This is a genomic window from Nocardioides sp., from assembly GCF_050699375.1.
Lineage (GTDB): Bacteria > Actinomycetota > Actinomycetes > Propionibacteriales > Nocardioidaceae > Nocardioides.
The window spans coordinates 1-20,744 of the sequence record NZ_JBOHDN010000119.1; the positions used below are offsets into that span (position 1 = coordinate 1).

Annotated in this window: 22 protein-coding genes, 1 pseudogene and 1 riboswitch; of the genes and pseudogenes, 13 read left to right on the forward strand and 10 right to left on the reverse strand. The window is 69.4% G+C overall.

Annotation, left to right across the window (positions count from 1 at the left end):
- A partial coding sequence (locus ACRDPS_RS08450; RefSeq protein ID WP_431501182.1) for a GNAT family N-acetyltransferase occupies positions 1 to 460 on the forward strand: 460 nt, incomplete at its 5' end.
- Positions 461 to 541: 81 nt separating this feature from the next.
- Here ACRDPS_RS08450 and ACRDPS_RS08455 read toward each other — a convergent pair.
- Both ACRDPS_RS08455 and ACRDPS_RS08460 read right to left on the reverse strand, forming a co-directional pair.
- Positions 542 to 853 (reverse strand): zf-TFIIB domain-containing protein, encoded by a 312-nt coding sequence (locus ACRDPS_RS08455; protein WP_431501183.1) that lies wholly within the window; start codon positions 851 to 853, stop codon positions 542 to 544.
- A gap of 87 nt (positions 854 to 940) precedes the next feature.
- Positions 941 to 2,629, reverse strand: a complete 1,689-nt coding sequence (locus ACRDPS_RS08460) for a fumarate hydratase (RefSeq protein ID WP_431501184.1) — start codon at positions 2,627 to 2,629, stop codon at positions 941 to 943.
- 76 nt (positions 2,630 to 2,705) lie between these two features.
- Positions 2,706 to 2,815, forward strand: a riboswitch (TPP riboswitch).
- Between ACRDPS_RS08460 and ACRDPS_RS08465 the strand changes: the two genes are divergently transcribed.
- From ACRDPS_RS08465 to ACRDPS_RS08515, 11 genes and pseudogenes are all read left to right on the forward strand, one after another.
- Positions 2,808 to 3,413, forward strand: coding sequence for a thiamine phosphate synthase (locus tag ACRDPS_RS08465; protein ID WP_431501185.1), 606 nt, complete (start codon positions 2,808 to 2,810; stop codon positions 3,411 to 3,413). (Overlaps the previous riboswitch by 8 nt.)
- 5 nt (positions 3,414 to 3,418) lie before the next feature.
- A pseudogene (gene thiO, locus ACRDPS_RS08470) lies at positions 3,419 to 4,426 on the forward strand (glycine oxidase ThiO); the annotation flags it as partial.
- Between the two features lie 10 nt (positions 4,427 to 4,436).
- Entirely contained in the window at positions 4,437 to 4,637 is a 201-nt protein-coding gene (gene thiS, locus ACRDPS_RS08475) for a sulfur carrier protein ThiS (RefSeq protein ID WP_431501186.1), read from the forward strand.
- 8 nt (positions 4,638 to 4,645) lie between these two features.
- Positions 4,646 to 5,410 carry a thiazole synthase gene (locus ACRDPS_RS08480; protein WP_431501187.1) on the forward strand — a complete coding sequence of 255 codons (765 nt, stop codon included), beginning with the start codon at positions 4,646 to 4,648 and terminating at the stop codon, positions 5,408 to 5,410.
- On the forward strand, positions 5,407 to 6,177 hold the full coding sequence (locus tag ACRDPS_RS08485) for a thiamine phosphate synthase (protein ID WP_431501188.1): 771 nt from the start codon (positions 5,407 to 5,409) through the stop codon (positions 6,175 to 6,177). The genes ACRDPS_RS08480 and ACRDPS_RS08485 overlap by 4 nt, the downstream gene beginning before the upstream one ends.
- A gap of 13 nt (positions 6,178 to 6,190) precedes the next feature.
- Entirely contained in the window at positions 6,191 to 7,078 is an 888-nt protein-coding gene (gene thiD, locus ACRDPS_RS08490; protein WP_431501189.1) for a bifunctional hydroxymethylpyrimidine kinase/phosphomethylpyrimidine kinase, read from the forward strand.
- Positions 7,075 to 8,757 (forward strand): phosphomethylpyrimidine synthase ThiC, encoded by a 1,683-nt coding sequence (gene thiC / locus ACRDPS_RS08495; RefSeq protein WP_431501190.1) that lies wholly within the window; start codon positions 7,075 to 7,077, stop codon positions 8,755 to 8,757. Before thiD ends, thiC begins: the two co-directional genes overlap by 4 nt.
- A gap of 43 nt (positions 8,758 to 8,800) precedes the next feature.
- Positions 8,801 to 9,472, forward strand: a complete 672-nt coding sequence (locus tag ACRDPS_RS08500; protein WP_431501191.1) for a DUF1707 SHOCT-like domain-containing protein — start codon at positions 8,801 to 8,803, stop codon at positions 9,470 to 9,472.
- 66 nt (positions 9,473 to 9,538) lie between these two features.
- The gene (locus ACRDPS_RS08505) at positions 9,539 to 10,219 is read left to right on the forward strand and encodes a DUF1707 SHOCT-like domain-containing protein (RefSeq protein ID WP_431501192.1); all 681 of its coding nucleotides are present in this window, start codon (positions 9,539 to 9,541) and stop codon (positions 10,217 to 10,219) included.
- Between the two features lie 132 nt (positions 10,220 to 10,351).
- A complete protein-coding gene (locus tag ACRDPS_RS08510; protein ID WP_431501193.1) occupies positions 10,352 to 12,127 on the forward strand; it encodes a sulfatase-like hydrolase/transferase in 1,776 nt (591 codons plus the stop codon).
- A 105-nt stretch (positions 12,128 to 12,232) separates the two neighbouring features.
- Entirely contained in the window at positions 12,233 to 13,309 is a 1,077-nt protein-coding gene (locus ACRDPS_RS08515; protein WP_431501194.1) for an ABC transporter ATP-binding protein, read from the forward strand.
- 21 nt (positions 13,310 to 13,330) lie between these two features.
- Here ACRDPS_RS08515 and ACRDPS_RS08520 read toward each other — a convergent pair whose 3' ends face one another.
- The 8 genes from ACRDPS_RS08520 to ACRDPS_RS08555 all read right to left on the reverse strand — a co-directional run bounded on the left by ACRDPS_RS08520 (position 13,331) and on the right by ACRDPS_RS08555 (position 19,868).
- Positions 13,331 to 14,320: a cytochrome c oxidase assembly protein gene (locus tag ACRDPS_RS08520; RefSeq protein WP_431501221.1), complete on the reverse strand. Its 990-nt coding sequence runs from the start codon at positions 14,318 to 14,320 to the stop codon at positions 13,331 to 13,333.
- A gap of 65 nt (positions 14,321 to 14,385) precedes the next feature.
- Positions 14,386 to 15,051 (reverse strand): TetR/AcrR family transcriptional regulator, encoded by a 666-nt coding sequence (locus tag ACRDPS_RS08525; RefSeq protein WP_431501195.1) that lies wholly within the window; start codon positions 15,049 to 15,051, stop codon positions 14,386 to 14,388.
- 127 nt (positions 15,052 to 15,178) lie between these two features.
- Positions 15,179 to 16,090: an alpha/beta fold hydrolase gene (locus ACRDPS_RS08530; RefSeq protein ID WP_431501196.1), complete on the reverse strand. Its 912-nt coding sequence runs from the start codon at positions 16,088 to 16,090 to the stop codon at positions 15,179 to 15,181.
- A 34-nt stretch (positions 16,091 to 16,124) separates the two neighbouring features.
- Complete coding sequence (gene glpX / locus ACRDPS_RS08535; protein WP_431501197.1) at positions 16,125 to 17,144, reverse strand: class II fructose-bisphosphatase; 1,020 nt, start codon at positions 17,142 to 17,144, stop codon at positions 16,125 to 16,127.
- Between the two features lie 43 nt (positions 17,145 to 17,187).
- Positions 17,188 to 17,886, reverse strand: coding sequence for a sulfate/molybdate ABC transporter ATP-binding protein (locus ACRDPS_RS08540; RefSeq protein ID WP_431501198.1), 699 nt, complete (start codon positions 17,884 to 17,886; stop codon positions 17,188 to 17,190).
- On the reverse strand, positions 17,883 to 18,644 hold the full coding sequence (locus ACRDPS_RS08545; protein WP_431501222.1) for an ABC transporter permease: 762 nt from the start codon (positions 18,642 to 18,644) through the stop codon (positions 17,883 to 17,885). The genes ACRDPS_RS08540 and ACRDPS_RS08545 overlap by 4 nt, the downstream gene beginning before the upstream one ends.
- Before the next feature lie 58 nt (positions 18,645 to 18,702).
- A complete protein-coding gene (gene modA, locus ACRDPS_RS08550) occupies positions 18,703 to 19,482 on the reverse strand; it encodes a molybdate ABC transporter substrate-binding protein (protein WP_431501199.1) in 780 nt (259 codons plus the stop codon).
- The gene (locus ACRDPS_RS08555; RefSeq protein ID WP_431501200.1) at positions 19,479 to 19,868 is read right to left on the reverse strand and encodes a TOBE domain-containing protein; all 390 of its coding nucleotides are present in this window, start codon (positions 19,866 to 19,868) and stop codon (positions 19,479 to 19,481) included. Before ACRDPS_RS08555 ends, modA begins: the two co-directional genes overlap by 4 nt.
- Positions 19,869 to 19,999: 131 nt before the next feature.
- Between ACRDPS_RS08555 and ACRDPS_RS08560 the strand changes: the two genes are divergently transcribed.
- Complete coding sequence (locus ACRDPS_RS08560) at positions 20,000 to 20,623, forward strand: DUF4245 family protein (RefSeq protein WP_431501201.1); 624 nt, start codon at positions 20,000 to 20,002, stop codon at positions 20,621 to 20,623.
- Positions 20,624 to 20,744: the final 121 nt, after the last annotated feature.

The window sequence follows — 20,744 nt, forward strand, 5'->3', positions numbered from 1 at the left end:
CGTGCCGAGCGAGGGAGTAACCGCGCGAAGCGCGGAGCTTGCTCGTCCGCTCGTGCCGAGCGAGGGAGTAACCGCGCGAAGCGCGGAGCTTGCTCGTCCGCTCGTGCCGGGCGAGGGAGTAACCGCGCGACGCGAGGATGGTGCGTTTCTCGGCTGGTGCACGCTGAACTCGTGGAACCCTGACTTTCGCAGTGCATCGCTGGGTTACTGCCTCGGTAGGCCTGCCTGGGGGCAGGGTTATGCGACCGAGGCCGTGGGCGCGCTGTTGGGGTGGGCGTTCGATGCGCTGGATCTCAATCGGGTCCAGGCCGAGGCCGACACCCGCAACCCGGCCTCGGCTCGTGTGCTGGAGAAGCTCGGCTTCAGGCTGGAGGGGACGCTTCGCGAGGACTGCGTCGTCAACGGCGACGTCTCGGATTCGTGGGTCTTCGGTCTGCTCCGACGTGAGCGGCGGCCATAAGGCCTGCGGGCAACCCCTGCGACACGCCACATGTCGGCGTGTCGCAGGGACCATCAGACGCGTTCGTGGCCTCCAGCAGGATCAGCCGAAGAGGTCACCCAGCCAGGACTCGCGGTGGTGGCTGCGGTGCTTGTCGTGGCGCCGGTCGTCGTCGTAGTCGCGCCGCTCGTACTCGCGCTTCTCATAGTCCCGCTTCTCATAGCGTCGCTCGTCGCGCTGCTCCTGGCGGGGCTGCTGGTAGCCGCCGGCCTGCGGGGCGCCGACAGACCGCTCGATGATCTTGTCGATCTCGCCGCGGTCCAGCCACACGCCACGGCACTGCGGGCAGTAGTCGATCTCGATGCCTTGGCGCTCGCTCATCACCAGGGTGGCACCGTCGATGGGGCACTGCATGGGGGTCTCCTCGTCGTCGGGGATCGGCGCCCATCAACCTATCCGGTCGTCCCGCCTCGCAGAGGCTCAGCGCCGCCGGGCGCCGGCTCAGCGCTCCTTGGACCGCACCCGGATCCCGGAGAGGGGGACGGTGGTGGTGCCGGAGGGGTCGGTGAAGAAGTCGTTGCCCTCGCCGTCGACGACGATGAAGGCGGGGAAGTTCTCGACCTCGATCTTCCAGACCGCCTCCATGCCGAGCTCGGGGTATTCGAGTACCTCGACGGACTTGATGCAGTCCTGCGCCAGCCGAGCTGCGGGGCCGCCGATGGAGCCGAGATAGAAGCCGCCGTACGTCCCGCAGGCATCGGCCACGACCTTGGAGCGGTTGCCCTTGGCGAGCATCACCATGGAGCCGCCGGCGGCCTGGAACTGCTCGACGTAGGAGTCCATCCTTCCCGCTGTCGTCGGACCGAACGAGCCCGAAGCCATGCCCTCGGGCGTCTTGGCAGGACCGGCGTAGTAGACGGGGTGGTCCTTCAGGTAGGACGGCATCTCCTCGCCCGCGTCGAGCCGCTCCTTGATCTTGGCGTGCGCGATGTCGCGGGCCACGACCATCGGGCCGGTCAGCGAGAGGCGAGTCTTGACCGGGTGCTGTGAAAGGGTCGAAAGGATCGAGGACATCGGTTGGTTGAGGTCGATGTCCACGACCTCGCCGGCGGCGATCTCCTCGGCCATCCCGGCATCGGGCATGTACTGCGCCGGGTCGGTCTCGAGCTGCTCGAGGAACACCCCGTCGCGGGTGATCTTGCCCAGCGCCTGCCGGTCGGCGGAGCAGGAGACCGCGATCGCCACCGGGCAGGAGGCGCCGTGGCGGGGGAGTCGCACGACGCGTACGTCGTGGCAGAAGTACTTGCCGCCGAACTGGGCGCCGATCCCGAAGGACTGGGTCAGCTCGAAGACCTTCTCCTCCAGGTCGGTGTCGCGGAAGCCATGAGCCGACATCGACCCTGAAGTCGGGAGGTTGTCGAGGTAGTGGGCCGAGGCGTACTTGGCGGTCTTCAGAGCGAACTCCGCCGACGTCCCGCCGATGACCACGGCGAGGTGGTACGGCGGGCAGGCGGCCGTACCGAGCGAGCGGATCTTCTCGTCGAGGAACGTCAGGATCCGGTCGGGGTTGAGGATCGCCTTCGTCTCCTGGAACAGGAACGACTTGTTGGCCGAGCCGCCGCCCTTGGCCATGAAGAGGAACTTGTACTCCGGGCCGTTCTCGCCCTCCGCGGTCGAGTAGATCTCGATCTGCGCGGGCAGGTTGGACCCGGTGTTCTTCTCCTCGTACGTCGTCAGCGGCGCCAGCTGCGAATAGCGCAGGTTGAGGTTGGTGTAGGCGTCATAGACCCCCCGCGAGACGGTTTCGGCGTCGTCGGAGCCGGTCAGGACGCCCTCGGACTTCTTGCCCATCACGATCGCGGTGCCGGTGTCCTGGCACATCGGCAGGATCCCGCCGGCGGAGATGTTGACGTTCTTGAGCAGGTCGAGCGCGACGAACCGGTCGTTCCCGCTCGCCTCGGGGTCGTCGATGATCTTGCGGAGCTGCGCGAGGTGGGCCGGGCGGAGGTACTGGTTGATGTCCTTCATCGCCTCGGCGCTCAGCTGCCGGATCGCCTCGGGGTCGACCTTGAGGAACTTGCGACCGTCGACCTCGATCTCTTCCACCCCCTCGGTGGTGATCAGCCGGTAAGGAGTCTCGTCCTTACCGGTCGGGAGGAGGTCGGAATACCGGAACTCAACGTCAGCCACGGAAGGGAATCGTACGCCGCCGGGCGGTTGTCGATGAGATCAGGCTGCGCGCGCGAGACATCCGCGCTATGGTCGGAGACGTCCACACGGGAGTCCGCGGCAGCGGGCTGAGAGGGAGCTGGAGCTGCTCCGACCGTCGTACCTGATCCGGATAATGCCGGCGAAGGAAGTGATTGGTGTGCTTCTCCCTCGAATCTTTGCCCTGGTCTCCTCGACCGACGACCTCTCGATGCTGCCGGCCTTCGCCGAGCTCGGTGTCGATGGCTTCCAGGTGCGCGACAAGGCCGCGACCACTCGTGAGCTGATCGTCCTCACCGCGACCGTGATCGAGCTGGTCGCGGCGTACGACGCCTGTGTGGTCGTCGACGATCGGCTCGATGTGGCGCTCGCGGCGGGTGCCCACGGCGTCCACCTGGGTGCCTCCGACCTGCCGGTGGCCGATGCCCGCCGGATCGCGGATGCGGTCACACCGGGGCTGCTCGTCGGCGCGACCTGCCGAGATCGTGCCGCGGTGGTGTCGGCCGCCGGCGCGGGAGCCGACTACGCCGGTTTCGGACCGGTCCTCGCGACCTCGTCGAAGGCTGGTCTGCCCGATCCGCTGGGGGTGTCGGCCGTCGCCGCCGCTGCCGGCGTGCTGCCGCTGATCGCGATCGGCGGGATCACGCCAGAGGCCGCCACCAACGTACGCTCCGCCGGTGCCCACGGCGTCGCCGTGATCGGCGGGCTCTGGCGACAACCCGATCCGTTCCAAGCCGCGAAGGAGCTCGTGGAAGCGGTCGGCTGATGCGGGTGCGAATCCTCGGTGCCGGGATCGTCGGTCTCTCCGTGGCCGACGAGCTGATCCGTCGTGGACATGAGGTCACGGTGGTCGATCCGGCGCCGGGCTCCGGGGCGTCGTACGCCGCCGCGGGCATGCTCAGCCCGGCCGGGGAAGCCTGGCACGGTGAGGAGACCCTGACCCGGCTCTGTCTGTCCTCGCTGGCGCTCTGGCCGGAGTTCTCGCAGCGGCTGGGGGTGCCTATGCACACCCGTGGGACGTTGCTTGCCGGCGCCGACGCCGGGGACGTCCAGCAGGTCGAGCGGCAGCTGTCGGTGCTCGACCTCGCCGGGGTGACCTACGAGCGTCTGGGGCGGCGCGAGCTCCGTGCCCACGAGCCGGGACTCGGCCGGGTCGCCGGCGGGGCCTTCCTCGCCGAGGACCATTCGGTCGACCCACGTGCGGTCGTTGCCGCGCTGCTCGCGCACCTCGGCGACACGGTGGTCGAGCCTGTCGAGACCAGCACAGCAGTGGACGTGAGCGTGATCGCGACCGGAGCGCAGCTGCCCGAGCCGTACGCCTCGCTCATCCGGCCGGTTCGGGGTGATGTGGTGCGGGTGCGGATGCGGGAGCCGGTGGAGCGGACGGTACGCGCCTGGGTGCACGGCGAACAGGTCTATGTGGTGCCGCGGATCGACAGCGACGAGGTGGTCATCGGGGCGACCTCCGAGGAGCGGGACGGCCAGCTGCTGCCGACCGTCGAGGGGGTGTGGCGGCTGCTCGACTCCGCGCGCCGGGTGGTGCCGGCCCTTGATCGAGCGAGCGTGGTGGAGGTGACCTCGCGGGACCGGCCGGGCACTGCCGACAACCTTCCGCTGATCGGCCCGACCCATGAGCCGAGGGTCGTCCTGGCCGCCGGCGCCTACCGCAACGGGGTCCTGCTGGCGCCTCTCATCGCGCGCCTGGTGGCCGATCACATCGAGACAGGTGCGGTGGAGTCCGCAGTGGACCCGCGCCGATGCCAGACGAAGTCCAGATGAAGGAGGACGGATGAAGATCACCGTGAACAGCGAGCCGATGGAGGTCAGCGGCACCGTCGCAGACCTGCTCGAGGCAAGGACCGGCGACCGGCGCCCGAGCGGCATCGCGGTCGCGGTCGACGAGGAGATCGTCCCGCGTGACGACTGGTCGCGATGGCCTCTTCAGGACGGTCATGTCATCGAGATCGTGACGGCGGTGCAGGGCGGATGAGCGCGCCTGTGACCGGACTCAGCATCGGCGGGCGCGAGCTGTCCTCGCGCCTCTTCCTCGGCACCGGCGGACTCCCGAACCTGGCCCTGCTCCCCGATGTCATCGGCGCGGCCGAGCCGGGGCTGGTGACGGTCTCGATGCGGCGTACGTCTTCGACGGCGTCCGGCGGGCTGCTGCAGACGCTGCGCGACGCTGGAGTGCCGATCCTGCCCAACACCGCCGGCTGCCTCTCGGCGCGCGAGGCGGTGCTCACCGCCGAGCTCGCCCGCGAGGCGCTGGAGACCGACTGGGTCAAGCTGGAGGTGATCGGCGACGAGACCTCGCTGCTGCCCGACGCCGTCGAGCTCGTCGAGGCCGCCGAGCAGCTCGTACGCAAGGGCTTCACCGTCCTTCCGTACGCCACCGACGACCCCGTCCTCGCCCGCCGACTCGAGGATGCCGGCTGCGCTGCGGTGATGCCGCTCGGCTCGCCGATCGGGTCGGGGCTGGGGCTGTTGAACCCCTACGCGATCGAGGCTGTCGTGGCCGCGGTCGACGTGCCCGTCGTGCTCGATGCCGGGGTCGGCACGGCATCGGACGCCGCCCTGGCGATGGAGCTCGGCTGCGCCGCCGTCCTCGCGGCCACCGCCGTCACCCGTGCGGACGACCCCGTCAGGATGGCCCACGCCCTCCGGCTGGCGGTCGAGGCCGGCCGGGCCGCCCGCGGAGCCGGCCGGATCCCCCGCCAGGCGGTCGCCCGGGCCTCATCGCCGATGGCGGGGCGGATCGCATGACGGCGTCGAACCGCGGTGCGGATCGGGGTGACTCCGGGGGTGGTCTCGACAGGCTCGACCACCGGCTCCACGACCGGAGCAGCCTGCCGCGTCTGCTCCTACTCACCGACCGGGCTCAGCTCCGGCTCGGCCGCGGCCTGCTCCCGACGCTGGCCGAGTGCGCCTCCGCGGGCCTGACGCATGTCGTTCTCCGTGAGCTCGACGAGGCGCCGGAGCAGCGAGCCCGGCTGGCGTCGGCAGCTGTCGATCTGGGGCTGGTGGTCATCGCGGCACATGCACCGCTGTCTGGTGCGGCTGGGGTGCAGCTTCCGGGTTCCGGGAGGCGTTCTGAGGTGGTCTCGACAGGCTCGACCACCGGGGCGGGCTCGAGTGCCGTGACCGTCGTGGGGCGCAGCTGTCACAGTCGCGCCGAGGTCGCCCGAGCGGGGGAGGAGGGGTTCGACTACGCGATGTTGAGTCCCTATGCCCTGACCGAGTCGAAGCCGGGCTATGGGCCGCCGCTGGGGCCGGATGCTTTCCGTGACCTGCCGATCCCCACGTACGCACTGGGTGGGATCACCCCGGACAACGCGGCCGATGCGGTCGCTGCCGGCGCCCACGGCGTCGCCGTGATGGGCGCGGTGATGCGCGCCGAAGAACCGGCGCAGGTCGTTGCGGCGCTCCTCGCGGCAACCGACAGCGCCGTCCCCGACAGCGCGGTCCCCGACAGCGCCGTCCCCGACAGCGCCGTCCCCGACAGCGCCGTCTCCGGGAGCGCCGGTGGGTAGCTCGGGAGGTGCCGTGAGCAAGCCAGTGAGTGGGGCGAACGAATTTTCGTTCGCCCGACCGAACCCGCCGGTCGCGCTCACGGTGGCGGGCACCGACTCCGGGGGAGCGGCGGGTACGGCGGCCGATCTAGCGACCTTCGCAGCGCTCGGCGTCCACGGCGCCTGCGTGATCACGGCGGTCACCGCCCAGGACACCACCGGAGTGAGCGACATCCACCCGGTCCCGCTCGCCACCGTCGAGGCCCAGCTCCACGCCGTCTTCGACGACCTTCCCGTCGCGGCGGTGAAGACCGGCATGCTGGGTAGCGCTGAGGTGGTCGAGCTCGTCGCGCGCCTCTGCGCCGGTCGACCTCTCGTCGTCGACCCCGTCCTGGTCGCCACGTCCGGTGCGGTCCTCGGCGGAGAGGACGTACGCCGCGCCTACCTCGACCACCTCCTCCCCGTTGCCTCCGTCGTCACCCCCAACCTCGACGAGGCCCGGGCGCTGCTCGGTCACGACGACCCGCCCAACGAGCTCGCTGCAGAGCTCGCCGGCGCTCGCGGCTCGACCAGCCGGGGCGCCGTGATCGTGACCGGCGGCGACCCGGAGGCAACAGGGACCTGCACCGACTGGCTCGCCGAGCCCGGCAGAGCACCGATCCCACTGACACACCCCGCCGTCCACACGAGCAACGACCACGGCACCGGCTGCACCTACAGCTCGGCCCTGGCCGCCCACCTCGCCCACGGCGTGCCGTTGCTGGAAGCGGCCGATCAGGCCGCTGCGTACGTCGCCCGACAGCTCACCACCAGCAAGGACTGGACCCTCGGTCGCGGCCGAGGACCGATCGCCCACTTCCCCATAGATCAGCACAGCCCGACAAGCCCGATCCCCGCATCAAGCACCAAGGAGACACGATGACCGTCCACCCCGCCCACACCCGCCTCGAGATCGGTGACCTGAAGGTTCCGGTGACCCGGGTCGCGCTCACCAACGGCGAGAGCTTCGACCGCTACTGCACCGAAGGTCCGGGATCGCGCCCGGAACAGGGCCTGCCGCCCCGCCGCCTCGAGTGGATCGAGGAACGTGGCGACACCGAGACCTACGGCGGACGGGAGACGGATCTGCGGGACAACGGCAAGTCAGCCGTACGCCGCGGAGAAGCCACCCAGGAGTGGCAGGGGGAGCGGAGGCAGCCTCGGAAGGGCGGGAACATCTCCCAGATGCACTACGCACGACAGGGCATCATCACCAAGGAGATGGCCTACGTGGCCGTCCGGGAGAGCTGCACCCCCGAGCTGGTCCGCGACGAGGTGGCAGCCGGCCGCGCGATCATCCCCAACAACGTCAACCACCCCGAGTCCGAGCCGATGATCATCGGCAAGCGCTTCCTGGTGAAGATCAACGCCAACATCGGCAACTCGGCCGTCACCAGCAGCATCGCGGAGGAGGTCGACAAGCTCACCCACGCGATCACCTGGGGTGCGGACACCGTGATGGACCTGAGCACGGGCGACGACATCCACACCACCCGCGAGTGGATCCTGCGCAACTCACCGGTCCCGATCGGCACCGTCCCGATCTATCAGGCGCTGGAGAAGGTCAACGGCGAGGCCGACAAGCTGACCTGGGAGGTCTTCCGCGACACCGTCATCGAGCAGGCGGAGCAGGGCGTCGACTACATGACGATCCACGCGGGAGTCCTGCTGAGATACGTCCCGCTCACCGCCAACCGCGTCACCGGCATCGTCTCCAGAGGCGGCTCGATCATGGCCGGCTGGTGCCTGGCGCACCACGAAGAGAGCTTCCTGTACACCCACTTCGACGAGCTGTGCGAGATCTTCAAGCAGTACGACGTCGCCTTCAGCCTCGGCGACGGCCTCCGTCCGGGAAGCACCGCCGACGCCAACGACGAGGCCCAGCTCAGTGAGCTCCGCACCCTCGCCGAGCTGACGGAACGAGCCTGGCGACACGACGTACAGGTCATGGTCGAGGGCCCCGGCCACGTCCCGCTCAACCTCGTCGAGGAGAACGTACGGCTCCAGCAGGAGTGGTGCCACGGCGCGCCGTTCTACACGCTCGGCCCGCTCGCGACCGACATCGCGCCGGGCTATGACCACATCACCAGCGCCATCGGCGCGGCCACGATCGCGATGCACGGCACTGCGATGCTCTGCTACGTCACCCCGAAGGAGCACCTCGGCCTGCCGGACCGCGACGACGTGAAGACCGGTGTGATCACCTACAAGCTCGCCGCCCACGCCGCCGACATCGCCAAGGGGCACCCTGGCGCCCGCGACCACGACGACGCGCTCTCCAGGGCCCGTTTCGAGTTCCGCTGGCGCGACCAGTTCTCGCTGTCCTTGGACCCGGTCACCGCGGAGAGCTTCCACGACGAGACCCTTCCCGCGGAGGGCGCCAAGACCGCCCACTTCTGCTCCATGTGCGGTCCGAAGTTCTGCTCGATGAAGATCAGCCAGGACGTACGCGACCGCTTCGGCGGCCTTGACCCGGAGACCGGGATGAAGGAGAAGAGCGAGGAGTTCCTCGAGCTGGGGGCCAGCGTCTACGTGCAGGATCCACTCCGGGCTCAGGGGTGAACCTGAGAGACGGCTGCGGCGTACGCCGATAGCATTCAGGATCATGGGACTCCCCGAACCACACTCCGACCAGCCGCGCCGGGCTGACCTGCGTATCAGCGACGCCGACCGCCACGAGGTGGCCGACATCCTGCGCGAGGCCGCGGGCGAGGGCCGTTTGGAGATCGATGAGCTGGAGGAGCGGCTCGAGGAGGCCTACAAGGCCAAGACGTACGCCGATCTGGAGCCGATCACATCGGACCTCCCGGTCGCGGGGCGGGCGCCGGCGAGACCTGCGGCGCCCGCCGCCGTCCCCGCCGTCCCCGCCGTCTACGGCCAGGGAGACCAGACCGGCAGCGCCAGCGCGATCCTGAGCAGCGTCGAGCGCAAGGGCGTGTGGATGGTGCCGCAGCAGCTCTCGGTCAGCGCCGTCCTGGGTGATGCCAACATCGACCTGCGTGAGGCGCAGTACTCCGCGCGCGAGGTGGTCATCAGTGCCACCTCGTTCCTCGGCAGCGTGAAGGTCACCGTCCCGCAGAACGTGCACGTGATCGTGGAGGGCAACGGCATCCTCGGCGACGTGAGCGCGCCGTCGGCGAAGGTGCCGGAGGTGCTCACCGACGACTCCCCGGTCGTACGAGTCCGCGGCACCGCGGTGCTGGGCGACGTGACCGTCAAGCGCAGGGGCCCGCGCGCCCCGAAACGCACGCTGAGGCAACACCTCGGTCTCGAGTAGTACTCGGGTCATGCACCACGGGGATTGCGCAGGCGCATGTCCGCGTACGCCACTAGCATTCGCATCATGGGAACGACCCCCGAGCCTTATCGAGGCCAGAACGCTGATCCGAACCTCCGGATCAGCGATGCCGACCGCCACAAGGTGGCCGACATCCTGCGCGAGGCCGCGGGGGAGGGCCGCCTGGAGATCGACGAGCTCGACGAGCGCCTGGACGCGACCTTCAAGGCCAAGACGTACGCCGACCTGGTCCCGATCACCGTCGACCTGCCGTCGGTGGGGACCCCGGCGCCACCGGTCTCGCTGAGCAAGCCCGCGACCGGGAGCTCGGCAGCGCGCTACGCGGCCGATCCGGTCGAGAGTCAGCTCTATGTGGCGATCATGAGCGGGGTCGACCGGCGGGGTGTCTGGACCGTCCCGGCAACCGGCAACGTGATCGCGCTGATGGGTGGCGCCGAGCTCGACATGCGGCAGGCGCAGTTCTCCGCGCAGGAGACCGTGATCTACGCCAACGCGATCATGGGTGGGGTCAACATCACCGTCGGCCCCGATGTCCAGGTCGTGATGCAGGGTGTCGGGATCATGGGCGGCTATGTCGGCCCGCGCGGGATCGAGCCGACCGGCGGTCCGCTGCTGCGGGTGAAGGGCCTGGCGCTGATGGGTGGCGTCACCGTCATCCGCAAGTCGCCGAAGGGGCCGAAGGGCTCCAAGCAGCTGAGGATGCCGCCGCCGCACGAGCTGCACTGAGCAACATCTCGGGGCCGTGCACGCCCCTTTCGGGTCCGCTATGCGGACCCACTTTGCCGTGCCGCGAAATGAGGCACTAACCTCGTTCGAACCAGATATTGTGTAGTTAAATAATAGACAAAGGAGTCTCGGGTGAAGCCGAAGTGGAGCGTACTGCTGGGCGCCGCTCTCGCGGCTGTCGTGGCCCTTGTCGCCGGGCTGCTGATCATGGGGCCGACGACGACCGCTGCCGAGTCCGCAGAGTCCGCCGAGTCCGGAGTCATCGATCCGACGGCTGAGGGTGCCGCGACCAACGGTGTCGCCACCAACGGTGCCGCCACCACGGCGCCCGCGGCCGAGCTGGCCGCCACGGGCAAGCGTCCCAACCTGGTCCTCATCCTGATGGACGACTTCTCCATGGAGCTGCTCCGCACGATGCCGGAGGCGACCAGGATGGCCGCCGAGGGTGCGACGTACCAGAACTCCTTCGTCATCGACTCGCTGTGCTGCCCCTCCCGCGCGGCGCTCCTGACCGGCCAGACCCCGCACCACACCAAGGTCCTCACCAACACCGAGAACGACCCGGAGCACCCGGTCGGCGGCTGGTCGGCGTTCCGGCGCTACGGCAACGTCGAGAAGCAGTTCAGCATCGGGCTGCAGGAGGCCGGCTACACGACCGGCTTCGTGGGGAAGTACATCAACGCGTACGAAGCCACCGTCGGAGCCGACGGCAAGCGGGTCCCGCCGCCGAAGGTGGCGGGCTGGGACTCCTGGAACGCGCTCCTCGGCGGTGCTTATGGGGGCTGGGGCTACCAGAGCACCTTCCTCGACGGGAACGGAGTGGTACAGCTGCGCAACCACCCGCAGCCGCCGCAGAACGCCTCCGTGCAGCAGAAGGACGCCGGGTACGCCACCAACGTCACCCGCGACTACGCCCTCGCCTTCATCGGCAAGCACCGCGACGACGAGGAGCCCTACTTCCTCGAGATCGCCGCGTACGGGCCCCACTCCCGCCTGGGCCACCACTACCCGGGCCTGGACACCTGGTTCCCGCCCGCGTTCGCCGACCAGGCCCCCGCCGGCAACCCCGCGGGCGGCAACTGCGGCAGGATCGCGTGCGCCGACCTGAGCCTGAAGGACCTGGTCGGCTATGACGACGACCGCTGGGACAACGCGCCCACCTACCTCGGCCGCGGAGGACGTACGTCGCAGGCACCCGCCTGGCGGACCAACAAGGTCTCGCTGAGCGACGAGACCGCGCTCAGCCAGTATCGCGACCGAGCCCGCATGGTGCAGTCGATCGACCGGATGATCGCCGAGGTGCGTCAGGCCGCCGGCGAGAACACCTACATCATGCTGACCTCCGACAACGGCTTCCACCTGGGCCAGCACCAGCTCAACGGCGGCAAGGGCGCGCCGTACGACTCCGACACCCGCGTCCCCATGGTCGTCGTCGGCCCCGACGTGACGCCGGGCAATCGGAGCCAGTTCGTCAACAACATCGACCTGGCGCCGACCTTCCTGGACATCGCCGGCGCCTCGGTCCCGGGGCACGTCTCCGGCAGCTCCTTCGCCGACACCCTGAGCCGCCCGAGGCTCCCGGGCGGAAGGTACGCCTTCTTCGAGCACACCTACGCGAAGTCACATCCCGGCGAGGTCGATCTCGACAAGGGCTCGGGCGGGACGATCGACATCATCCCGTCCTACATCGCGGTGCGCGGGTCGCGGGGGCTGCTGGTCCGCTTCGACCTGGACAAGTCCTGGAAGGGCACCGACTACGCCTATGAGCTCTACCGCTACGACCGGCCGTGGGAGGACCGCAACGTCTTCGCCGAGGACCACGCGAAGCCCTACGCGCGCGACCTGATGCGCCGGCTGAACGCCTATGACGGCTGCGCACCAGCTGTGTGCAGAGCTTTGACCCGCTGATAACAGATCTGGGCTATGGTGTCTCCGCCGGGGGCAAATGTGTCCTCGGTCACTTCACAACGGATCGTCCGGCACGTACCTGCCGGTGAAGGAGACAACGAAATCATGGCAACTGTTAGCTTCGAGAAGGCGCAGCGTTGGTACGCAGGCGCGAACGAGCCCGCGGTCAAGGGCATCGACCTCGAGATCACGGACGGCGAGTTCATGGTGCTCGTCGGCCCGTCCGGATGCGGTAAGACCACCACCCTGCGCATGCTCGCCGGGCTGGAGGAGGTCAACTCCGGGGCCATCAAGATCGGCGACCGTGAGGTCACCAACGTGGCGCCCAAGGACCGCGACATCGCGATGGTCTTCCAGAACTCCGCGCTCTACCCGCACATGAGCGTCGCCGAGAACATGGCGTTCTCGCTCAAGATGGCCAAGGTGCCGAAGGCCGAGCGTGACAAGCTCGTCGCCGACGCCGCCAAGACGCTCGGTCTGACCGACTACCTCGACCGCAAGCCGAAGGCGCTCTCCGGCGGTCAGCGCCAGCGCGTCGCCATGGGCCGCGCGATCGTCCGCCAGCCGCAGGTCTTCTGCATGGACGAGCCGCTCTCCAACCTCGACGCCAAGATGCGCGTGCAGACCCGCACGGACATCGCCAAGCTCCAGGCCGACCTCGGCATCACCACCGTCTACGTCACCCACGACCAGGTCGAGGCGATGACGATGGGCGACCGCGTCGCGGTGATGAACGCCGGCGAGCTGCAGCAGGTCGACACCCCGCTCAACCTCTACCGCAAGCCGGTCAACCTGTTCGTCGCCGGCTTCATCGGCTCCCCGCAGATGAACCTCCTCAAGGCCACCGCCGCAGACGGGGGTGCCAAGATCGGGGAGTACGTCGTCCCGGTCGGTGCCACCACCAACCTGCCCAAGGAGATCACCGTCGGCGTGCGGCCCGAGAGCTTCCGCATCGTCGGTGAGGGCCAGGGCGGTCTGCCGGTGCAGGTGACCGTCCTCGAGGAGCTCGGCTCGGACTCCTACATCTACGGCACCAGCGACGTCGAGGGTGTTCCCTCGACGCTGATCGTGCGTGTCTCCTCCAAGGACCAGGTCAGCAAGGGCGACACGATCTACGTCACCACCGACCCCGAGGACGTCCACGTCTTCGACACGGACTCCGGTCTGCGCGTCGGCGACTGAGCCAACGACCGGCCGGCCCGGTCAGTGCTGCCGGTTCATCCTGGCCAGCATCGCGTTGTAGGCATCGAGGGCCTCGTCGCTGTCGGGATCCACGGATCCCGGCTCGGCGGGGCCCTCGGCCATGTCCTCGGTCGTGCCTCGGATGCTGTCCTGGCTGAGCTGGGTGCTGCGTACGCCGTCGAGGAAGGTGCCGGTCATCTTGGCCCTGCGCTCGGGTGAGACGACGACGGCGATGACCAGGCCGATGGCGAGCAGCATCATGCCGCCGTCGCCGCCGGCCCACATCAGACCGCCGGCGGTCTGGACGTCGCGGACCGCGTCGAGCGCCCACTCGGGCCGGGCGGCGGAGTAGACCGGGTAGAGGTCGCGCTCGGTCTGCAGCATCACGATCCCCACGATCGTGTCGGGCACCATGCCGACCACGAGGAGCGCGATCCGGCCGAGATAGGGCAGGTCGGGGCGTACCTTCTCCTCGCCGATCGTGCTGGTGAGGAAGAGGAAGCCGGCCACGACGTACAGCACCTGCTCGCCGACCATCAGCGGTGTGCTCTGCGCCATCGCGTCCATGAACCCGGACAGGTGGGTGCCGATGATGACCACCGAGTAGAGCAGGACGCCGGCGGCCGGGTGGACCAGGATCGTGACGGGGAGCGAGCGCATCGCCCGCTCGGCGCGCGGGCCGGTCTCGGCGATGACGGTGAGCGGGTGGCCGAGCACCAGGAGCGCGGGCACGACCATGATCAGCGTCAGATGGAGCACCATGTGCATCCAGGCCAACGCCATCGCATAGCCGTTGATGGCAGAGGCGACCGCGACGTACGCCAGGCCGAGCCCGGCCAGGAACGAGGCCGCCCGCCAGCCCTTGACCGTCGAGGCCGGCCCGGCGGCGTTGCGGAGGGTGAGGTAGCCCGCACCGAGGATGACCACGCCGAGCAGCCAGCCGGGCTGGAGACTCCAGGTGGTGAAGAACTCGGACCAGCCGAGAGCGGGCAGGGAGCCGTGGTCGTGCATGGTGCTCACGGTATCTCCGGGCGCGGCGGACCGCGATTCTGCGGGCTGTCTCGGGCCGTCTCGGGCTATCCCGGGCGGGTGGTGGGGTCGATCAGCGGGACCAGGAAGAGCCGGGCGAGCGCGCGTAGCTGGGTCTCGTCGTCGATGTCGACGACCGCGCTCGGGGTGACCAGGAACGAGGTGGACGTGCGGACCATCAGCTCGGCGACGAGGTCGACCTCGACCTCGGCAGGTACGTTGCCGGCCCGCTGCTCGCGCCGCAGCTGGCCCGCGACGAAGCCTGCGATCGTGGCCACCGTGCGGCCACCGTCGCCGACGATCGAGTGCACCAGCGAGTCGGTCTCGACACTCAGCAGGCCACCGATCAGCGGGTTGCCTCGGATCGCCCGCATCGCGCTGGCGAAGCCGATCTCCACCCGCTCGGCGGCGTCGGCGGCATCAGCGATGTCGAGCACGAACTGATCGAAGTAGCTCCTGAACTCGCGACGTACGACCTGCTCGACGAGCGCGTCCTTGTTCGCGAAGCGCCGGTAGACGGTGATCCGGGAGACGCCGGCCCGCTTGGCGACCTCCTCCATCGTGGTGCGTCTGATCCCGACCTGGCGGAACTGCTCGGAGGCGGCGTCGAGAAGCTTCGCGGTCACCGCCTCGTCCTCGATCGGCTCGGCGACATCGGCGAGGGCACGCGCGAGCAGCGAACCCGCCTCGTCCTCGGGGACGTCGGTGCGCACCTGGTCCCCCTGTTCTGCCGGCCACTCATCCGGTGGTCGAGCGCCGTTTCGGTGGTCGAGCCTGTCGAGACCTCCTGCGTGGAGTGCTCTGCCGCGAATGTTACTCGCCGGGCGTCGGTGTATCCCGCTAGGCGGTGACGGCACGGTCGGCGGTGCGGCGGACGACCTTGATGAAGGCCGGCCACAGCTGCCGGGGCAGGTCGTGGCCCATGCCCTTGATCAAGGTGATCTCCGCTCCTGGGACGACCTCGGCGGTGGCCCGGCCTCCGGAGACGTGGACCATCTTGTCGGACAGGCCATGGATGACGCTGAACGGGATCGCCAGGCTCCCGAGCTGTTTGGTGCGGTCCGCCTGGGTCAGGATGGCGAGCATCTGGCGGCCGACGGCCGCCGCGCTCACGCCGCGGTGCCAGGTGTCGATCGCCCGCTGCCGGATCTCGTTCTCGGGCTCGGGGTAGCCGGGGGAGCCGATCTGGCGCCCGCCCTTGATCTGACGCTCGATGTAGCCCTCCAGGCCGGGCTTCTTGATGACCAGCGCGGGCAGCAGGGTCGGGTGCTGGAAGCCGACGCCGCGGCGCCCGGTCGTCGACATCGTCGAGCAGACCGAGCGCACCCTGTCCGGGTGGCGGATGGCGAGCGTCTGGGCGATCATCCCGCCCATCGACACGCCCCAGACGTGCGCTGAGTCGATGCCGAGGTGGTCCAGCAGGGCGGCCGCGTCGTCGGCGAGGTCGTCGAGGGCGTACGGCGCCGGGGTCGGCAACCCGACGAACGCCCGGGCCAGCCTGGCGAGGGTGATCCGCTCGTCGCTCCGGAAGGGTGAGGAGTGGCCGATGTCGCGGTTGTCGTAGCGGATCACGTGGAACCCCGCCTCGGCCAGCTGCTCGCACAGCCCGGTGTCCCACCAGGTCATCGGGCCGCCGAGGCCCATGATCAGCAGCAGCGGGTCGGCCTCGGGACTACCGAACGTGTCGTACGCGAGCTCCACCCCTCCGGGAAGGAAGGCGGTGGACTCGGTCGGCTCGGCGGCGGTGGTCATGCGCCGATTTTACCTGCTGGATCCATGGGTAGTCTCAGAAGTCGATCGCGCTGTAGGCCTGGAGCTTGGCGAGCTGGTGCTCCGAGGTGACCTTGCGGATCGTGCCCGAGCGGCTGCGCATGACCAGGGAGTCGGTGACGACGGTGCCGTGGGGGAGGTACTGCACGCCGCGCATCAGGTCGCCGTCGGTGATGCCGGTGGCGACGAAGAAGCAGTCGTCGCCGGTGACCAGGTCGTCGGTGTGCAGGACGAAGTCGGGGTCGAGGTTGTGGCCGGCGTCGAGGGCGCGCTGGCGCTCCTCGTCGTCCTTGGGCCAGAGCCTGCCCTGGATGGTGCCGCCCATGGCCTTCATCGCACAGGCCGCGACGATGCCCTCGGGGGTGCCGCCGATGCCCAGCAGCAGGTCGGCGCCGCTGCCTGCGCGGGCAGCCGAGATCGCGCCGGCGACGTCACCGTCGGTGATGAACTTGATGCGGGCGCCGGTCTCGCGAATCTCTTCGACCAGCTTGTCGTGGCGCGGCCGGTCGAGCACGATCACGGTGACGTCGGAGGGCTTGGTGTCCTTCGCCTTGGCGACTGCGGCGATGTTCTCTGCGACGGGGAGGCGGATGTCGACGACGTCGGCGGCCTCGGGGCCGGTGATCAGCTTCTCCATGTAGAAGACGGCGCTCGGGTCGTACATCGTTCCGCGCGGGGCCACCGCCATCACCGCGACGGCGTTGCTCATGCCCTTGGCGCACAACGTGGTGCCGTCGATCGGGTCGACCGCGACGTCGCACGCGGGGCCGGTGCCGTCGCCGACCTCCTCGCCGTTGTAGAGCATCGGGGCGTTGTCCTTCTCGCCCTCACCGATGACGACGACGCCGTTCATGGCGACCGTGGAGATCATCGTGCGCATCGCCTCGACGGCGACGCCGTCGGCGCCGTTCTTGTCGCCACGACCCACCCAGCGGCCGGCGGCCATCGCCGCGGCCTCGGTCACACGCACGAGCTCGAGGGCCAGGTTGCGGTCAGGAGCGGTGGGGGCGACGCCGAGCGGCTGGGTGTCGTTCATGGGGGTCAATCTATCGGCCACGTGCGGTGGAGCGGCCGGGGTGTCACTGGAACGATCCAGAGACAAGCCTCACAGCGAACGCCGACTGGGGGTGATCCAAGACCTGCGCGGCCGGGCCGTCTTCGACGATGTGACCGTCCTCGATCACCACCACGCGGTCGGCGAGGGCGCGGGCGTCGGCCGCATCGTGGGTGACGATGATCGCGGTCCTGTCCGCGAGGGCGGTTCGCAGCGTCTCGCGCAGCGCAGGGCGTACGTCGACGTCGAGCGACGCCATCGGCTCATCGAGCAGGAGAAGCTCGGGGTCGGCGGCGAGGGCCCTGGCCACCGCCACCCGCTGCGCCTGGCCGCCGGAGATCTGGGACGGCTTGCGCTTGGCGAGCGCCTCGGAGCCGACCTGGGTGAGCTGCCGGGCGGCGAGCTCGTGGGCCTCGTGGCGGCGTACGCCTCGTGCTCTGGGGGCGAAGGCGACGTTCGCCAGGACGGACATGTGCGGGAAGAGCAGCGGGTCCTGGGCGAGCAGGGCGACGCCGCGGGCGTGCGGGGGAGTGCCGTCCAGGTCGCGGTCGCCGAGACGTACCTCTCCGGTGTCCGGACGCAGGAGGCCGGCGATCACGCCGAGCAGGCTCGACTTTCCGGCACCGTTGGGGCCGGTGAGGGCGACCGTCTCGCCGGCGGCCACGTCGAGGGTCACGTCGATGCCGCGTTCAGCGATGACGGCCCGCAGGTGCAGCACACTCATAAGGCCCTCCCATGCCGGGCGAAGCCGATCACAGTGACGGCGACGACGACCAGGACCAGGGAGAGCGCGACCGCGGCGTCGGGGTTGTCGACGCGGAGCAGATAGACCTGCAGCGGCATGGTGCTGGTGACCCCGGGGAGGTTGCCCGCGAAGGTGATCGTCGCGCCGAACTCTCCGAGGCACCGGGCGAAGGCGAGGACCGACCCGGAGACCAGGCCGGGCCCGACCAGAGGGAGGGTGACCCGCCTGAACACTGTGGTGGGGCGGGCGCCCAGGGTGGCCGCGACCGCCTCGTAGCGGGTGCCGCTGGTGCGCAGCGCCCCTTCGAGGCTGATCACCAGGAACGGCAGCGCGACGAAGGTCTGCGCCATCACGACGGCGAGGGTGGTGAACGGGATCTGGACGCCGACCAGGTCCAGCGACTGTCCCAGCAGTCCGCGTCGGCCGAAGGTGTAGAGCAGCGCGAGTCCGCTGACGACCGGCGGCAGGACGAGGGGCAGGAGCACCAGGGAGCGGGCCAACCCCTGGCCCCTGAAGCTGGTGCGGGCGAGGACTGTGGAGAGAGGTACGCCGAGGAGGATGCAGAGCACGGTGCTGGCGACGGCGGTGCGCAGACTCAGCCAGAGCGCCTCCAGCGCGGAGGGCGAGGTGATCAGCGCCGGGAAGGCTGCCAGGTCGACGCGGAGGACGATCGCGATCAGCGGAACGACGACGAACGCCGCGGCGATCGCGGCCGGGAACCACAGCCAGCGCGGCATCCCGACGGACGGACCGGCCCCCCTCTGCCGGTCCGCCCGTCTGGTCGTCCCGAGAAGATCAGGGCTGGCCGAAGCCGGCATCGCTCAGCACCTTCTGGCCTGTCTCGTCGAGCGCCAGCTCGACGAACTCCGCGGCCAGGTCCGGCTCGTCGGCGCCGTCGAGAGTGGAGATCGGGTAGGTGTTCATCACCTGGTCGGACTCTGGGAACTCGACCCCGGTCACGGTGTCGCCGGCTGCGGTCACATCGGTGACGTACACCAGCCCGGCGTCGGCGTCACCGGAGGTGACCTTGGCCAGCACGTCGCTGACCGACTGCTCCTCGCTGACCGGCTCGATGTCGACGCCGGTCTTCTTCTCCATCTGTGCGGTGGCGTTGCCGCAGGGGACCTCGACCGCACATACGACGACCTTGGTTCCGGACTTGGCGAGGTCACCGAAGCCGGTGATGTTGGCCGGATTGTCCGGGGGAGTGGCGATCTCGAGCGTGTTGGAGGCGAAGTCCTGGGGGTCGGTGGCCAGTTCGCCGAGCTTGTCCATGTTCTTGGTGTCGGCCGAGGCGAAGACGTCGGCGGGCGCGCCGTCCTCGATCTGGGCCACCAGGTCCGAGGAGCCGCCGAAGCTGGTGGTGACCTTCACCCCCGGGTGGTCCTTCTCGAACTCCTCGGCGAGCTCGGTGAACGTGGCGGTCAGAGACGCCGCGGCGAACACGGTCAGCTCCTGGTCCTGCCCCGCCCCCTCGCTGCCGCCTCCGCACGCGCTCAGGGTGAGGACGGCAGCTGCCGCGATGACGGCGCCGATCCGCGTACGCGTCCGAAGGGGTGCGGCTCTTCTGGTCATGGGCGCTCCAGCACGACGTTGGTGGACTTGATCGATGCGACCGCGCTGACACCGGGTTCGAGTCCGAGCTCGATGGCTGCCTCGGCACTCATCAGCGAGACGATCCGGTAGGGCCCGCACACCATCTCGACCTGCGCCATCACGGTGTCGACGGTGGTCCTGGTGACGATCCCGAGCAGCCGATTGCGAGCGCTGACGGCCTTCGTACGGTGCGGGTTGGGAGCGTCGGCGAGCTCGGTGGCGAGCCTGGCCAGGACGGTGCCCTCGATGACCGCGCGGCCGCCCTCGGTCGTCGCCTCGACCTTCCCCGCATCGACCCATCGACGCACGGTGTCGTCGCTGACGCCCAGGAGGTCAGCTGCCTCGGCGATGCGGTAGGTGGTCACCGGAGAAGTATCGCATCTGCGGAACAATGTGTGTGAAGTATCTCCGCATCTGCGGAACTGTGTGTTGTGGCTGCCGAGCGCATCGAGGCCACGATTCGAGGGCACATCGACCGCGTGGGATCATGGAGGATGTGAGCGACACCGATCAGCAGCAGCCCGCCCAACCGTCGAATCAGTCGACGAGCGAGCAGCCGGAGACCCCGGCCCGCAGCTACCCGCGTACGTTCGGTGCCCTCATCGGGTCGATGATCTTCCTGCTCGTCCTCGTGGTCCCGATCGTGCTGATCGTGCAGTGGCGCGGCAACCTCGAGCGCGAGGTGAGCGGCGCCAACGACACCTACAAGGCCGACTGGGCCGAGGCCGTACGCAGCGCCCAGGTCGCCGACCTCGACGTCATCTACCCTCGCGAGCTGCCCTCGGGCTGGTATGCCAACACCGACCCGTCCTACCAGGGCGGCGAGGAGCCGGCCTGGACCATGTCGTTCGTGAAGGGCGAGACCTCCTACGTCGGACTCGAGCTCTCCTCGCGCTCGGCGCAGTCGATGGCCCAGAAGAACGTCGACACCCAGGCCCGCGAGGGTGACGAGGTCACCATCAGGACCGACGTCGCCACCACCTGGACCGAGTGGACCGACGCCGACGGCGACAGCGCCTACTCCGCCGAGATCGGCGAGCAGACCCTGATGCTCTGGGGCCCCAAGGACGGCGACGTACGCCGCTACCTCACCCTCGTCACCGCCGACCCCCTGAAATAGCGAGACGTCACCCGCGCCGGCCGAGACGTCACCCGCGCCGCCGAGACGTCACCCGCGCCGGCCGAGACGTCACTTCTGCAGGTCGAGAAGTCAGTTGTGCAGGTCGAGAAGTCAACTGGTT

Excerpts from the sequence above, each read along its gene's own strand:
- ACRDPS_RS08455 (WP_431501183.1), bottom strand. The coding sequence starts at position 853 with ATGCAGTGCCCCATCGACGGTGCCACCCTGGTGATGAGCGAGCGCCAA.
- thiS (WP_431501186.1), top strand. The coding sequence starts at position 4,437 with ATGAAGATCACCGTGAACAGCGAGCCGATGGAGGTCAGCGGCACCGTC.
- ACRDPS_RS08485 (WP_431501188.1), top strand. The coding sequence starts at position 5,407 with ATGACGGCGTCGAACCGCGGTGCGGATCGGGGTGACTCCGGGGGTGGT.
- thiC (WP_431501190.1), top strand. The coding sequence starts at position 7,075 with ATGACCGTCCACCCCGCCCACACCCGCCTCGAGATCGGTGACCTGAAG.
- ACRDPS_RS08500 (WP_431501191.1), top strand. The coding sequence starts at position 8,801 with ATGGGACTCCCCGAACCACACTCCGACCAGCCGCGCCGGGCTGACCTG.
- ACRDPS_RS08505 (WP_431501192.1), top strand. The coding sequence starts at position 9,539 with ATGGGAACGACCCCCGAGCCTTATCGAGGCCAGAACGCTGATCCGAAC.
- ACRDPS_RS08515 (WP_431501194.1), top strand. The coding sequence starts at position 12,233 with ATGGCAACTGTTAGCTTCGAGAAGGCGCAGCGTTGGTACGCAGGCGCG.
- ACRDPS_RS08520 (WP_431501221.1), bottom strand. The coding sequence starts at position 14,320 with ATGCACGACCACGGCTCCCTGCCCGCTCTCGGCTGGTCCGAGTTCTTC.
- ACRDPS_RS08530 (WP_431501196.1), bottom strand. The coding sequence starts at position 16,090 with ATGACCACCGCCGCCGAGCCGACCGAGTCCACCGCCTTCCTTCCCGGA.
- glpX (WP_431501197.1), bottom strand. The coding sequence starts at position 17,144 with ATGAACGACACCCAGCCGCTCGGCGTCGCCCCCACCGCTCCTGACCGC.
- ACRDPS_RS08540 (WP_431501198.1), bottom strand. The coding sequence starts at position 17,886 with ATGAGTGTGCTGCACCTGCGGGCCGTCATCGCTGAACGCGGCATCGAC.
- ACRDPS_RS08545 (WP_431501222.1), bottom strand. The coding sequence starts at position 18,644 with ATGCCGCGCTGGCTGTGGTTCCCGGCCGCGATCGCCGCGGCGTTCGTC.
- modA (WP_431501199.1), bottom strand. The coding sequence starts at position 19,482 with ATGACCAGAAGAGCCGCACCCCTTCGGACGCGTACGCGGATCGGCGCC.